Genomic DNA, 2,467 nt, shown 5'->3' on the forward strand with positions numbered 1-2,467 from the left:
TTCTCTATATTCTAAATTTATTTAATATTTGTTTAAGACTAATGTGTTCTCATACTCTTCTATAAAAGCCCCATCTTTGTATTGGAAAAATTATGAATATTTGACATGTGTGGCTCCTTTAATAATCATTTCTGTTTAAACAAGTTTCTCTTACAAATTTTTTAAACTTAACAGTTCATTTTCTGATTCTAATAAAAGAATTCCCTCAAATAATAGTATTCTTGAGAACTTATAACTAGAGCTTCCTGTCAAGTAATGGAATTTAAATGCTTTTTATAGTATAATATAAATAAATGTTTGCTCGGTAAGGTGAGGAGTATTTATATGATAAAAAATCAATGGTATGCCGTGCTTTCTTCAAGTGAAGTCAATAAGAATCAATTGGTTGGCGTTAGAAGACTTGGAATGGATCTTGTTTTCTATAGGGATAATAAGGGAGAAGTTTCTTGTTTAATGGATATGTGTAGTCATAGAGGCGCTGCTCTTTCTAAGGGTGAGGTTGTAAATAATTGCAACATTCAATGCCCTTTTCATGGCTTAGAGTTTAATGGTGAAGGTGAATGTCAATTTATCCCTGCCAATGGGATTAACAATCAAGGTGATTTAACTAGATATAATGTAAGTTTTTTTAAGCTCATAGAAAAGCATGACATTATTTACATCTGGTACGGTGATAAAGATAAATCTAGCGATGATATTCCTTTCCACGATGAAATAGACAAGTCTTTTGTTTTTTCAGAGTTCAAAGACCATTGGAATACACATTATTCAAGAGCGATTGAAAATCAACTTGATGTCGTCCATCTACCTTTTGTTCACCATAACACGATAGGTGCTGGAGGTAAAACACTTATCAACGGACCTAAGGTTATCGTATCGGAAGACAAAAAAACCATTCTTACAAGTGCAAATAATGAAGTAGATGAGGGACAAGCACCTAAAAAATCCAAAGACTGTAAAATTAAATCCACTTTTTTAAAATTTAAGTTTCCAAATGTATGGCTAAATAATATTGCAGATAAAATCAAGGTTTTAATATTTTTTGCTCCAATTGATGATGAAAATACAATTTTATATCTTCGTTTCTACAATAAGATCACAGGCATTAGATTAATTAATAGATTTATTGGATTTTTGGAAAATTTGCCAATTTAATTATTGAAAGGCAGGACAAAAGGGTTGTTGAAACTCAAAGACCTAAGGCTTCTTCTTTAAAATCAAATGAAAATTTAATATACGGTGATAAACCCATTATTGAATATAGAAAATTAAGAGATTCTCTTCAACATTCCTAATTTACTAACTATTAAAGAATTTAATTTCAAAAAGCTAAGTCCATTATTTTATATTTTGATATATGAGGTTATTTTGTTGTCTAATTCTTTACTTGACTATTAATTATATTTTATATCCGTCCCGTTCACTCTCCTATAAATATCTATCTTGCATACACACGCCTACGAATTTCTTCATTACTAGGTTCCCACAAGGTATTTTAACCATAAAAATATGGCTTTTAAGATTACTTTAAAAATCCTAAAAGCCACATATTATCTTATTTTCTTGACATCAATACTACCATCTCCACATGGCTTGAGTGGTCAGTATGGATAAAGTTTAATGTTTTTCAAAAGCCTCGTATGTGGGAATATGTTAATCAATACGCATCTTATAATACATTATATCATTCTGGAGCAAAGAAAAAACAGCCCATAAAAGTGCTGTTTTAATTTATTTTCTTGTTTTAATCGCATTACTTATATTAGATGACCTACAAACATTGCTATAGGCAGTAATAAGATTAAAAGGACATTTAACGCCATAAACAACTTATCCTTTTCCTTTACCCCAAATATTAAACCTATTAGTCCAATAATTGGGCAGACAAACATTGATGTGAGTCCAGTGGGTCTTAAACTTGTATAGCTTTCAAAGATGTCTATTGGCAGTAGGTAGGAAATCACAAATATTACGAGTCCAAGTAGAAATATCTTCTTGCTTAAATTTTCTTTCATAAAACCTCCTCTATTATTCTAAACTTCTTATTCTATCTACAAGACTGTTTTGACTGTGCTTTTCATAGAATCTACCTGTAAATATTATCCCAATAATTATATTTACAAAGTTTACAAGTATAAGTGGCATGATTACAAATTTATAGGAAGTCCACTTAGTTTGTTCCATAAAACCTATCAAGATATATTTATCTACAAGAAGCATGATGATGAAAGAAAATACTAAGCCACATAAAGAATAGATCAAATTCTTTTTCACCAAATATTTTTTTATATTTTTCTTTGTCAGTCCAATAGATTCAAGGATTGATAAGTTAACCATGTTTCTCAATATTTCAGTAGCAATAATATTTATAAAATTTAATACAGAAATTAAAAACAATACTATAGATAAACTATAACCAACAAACTCTATAAGATTTTTGAAATCTTTAAAAGACTTTATTTGAAGA

The 2,467-nt window shown here is 29.2% G+C and carries 3 protein-coding genes; 1 reads left to right on the plus strand and 2 read right to left on the minus strand.

Translation table 11 applies throughout. The features are described from left to right. The first annotated feature begins 324 nt into the window (after positions 1-324). Entirely contained in the window at positions 325-1,155 is an 831-nt protein-coding gene (locus HMPREF9129_RS09760) for a Rieske 2Fe-2S domain-containing protein (protein WP_004823164.1), read from the plus strand. Positions 1,156-1,757: 602 nt separating this feature from the next. Here HMPREF9129_RS09760 and HMPREF9129_RS09765 read toward each other — a convergent pair. Together HMPREF9129_RS09765 and HMPREF9129_RS09770 are read right to left on the minus strand one after the other, a co-directional pair. Further along, positions 1,758-2,015 carry a hypothetical protein gene (locus tag HMPREF9129_RS09765; protein ID WP_004823166.1) on the minus strand — a complete coding sequence of 86 codons (258 nt, stop codon included), beginning with the start codon at positions 2,013-2,015 and terminating at the stop codon, positions 1,758-1,760. Positions 2,016-2,028: 13 nt separating this feature from the next. Beyond that, on the minus strand, positions 2,029-2,467 hold a 439-nt coding region (locus HMPREF9129_RS09770; RefSeq protein WP_004823168.1), incomplete at its 5' end, for an FtsX-like permease family protein.

Origin of the sequence: Peptoniphilus indolicus ATCC 29427, from assembly GCF_000227315.1 — a bacterium.
GTDB lineage: Bacteria > Bacillota > Clostridia > Tissierellales > Peptoniphilaceae > Peptoniphilus > Peptoniphilus indolicus.

Bases quoted from the DNA above. Each gene is read 5' to 3' on its own strand.
- HMPREF9129_RS09760 (WP_004823164.1), top strand. From the start codon at position 325: ATGATAAAAAATCAATGGTATGCCGTGCTTTCTTCAAGTGAAGTCAAT.
- HMPREF9129_RS09765 (WP_004823166.1), bottom strand. From the start codon at position 2,015: ATGAAAGAAAATTTAAGCAAGAAGATATTTCTACTTGGACTCGTAATA.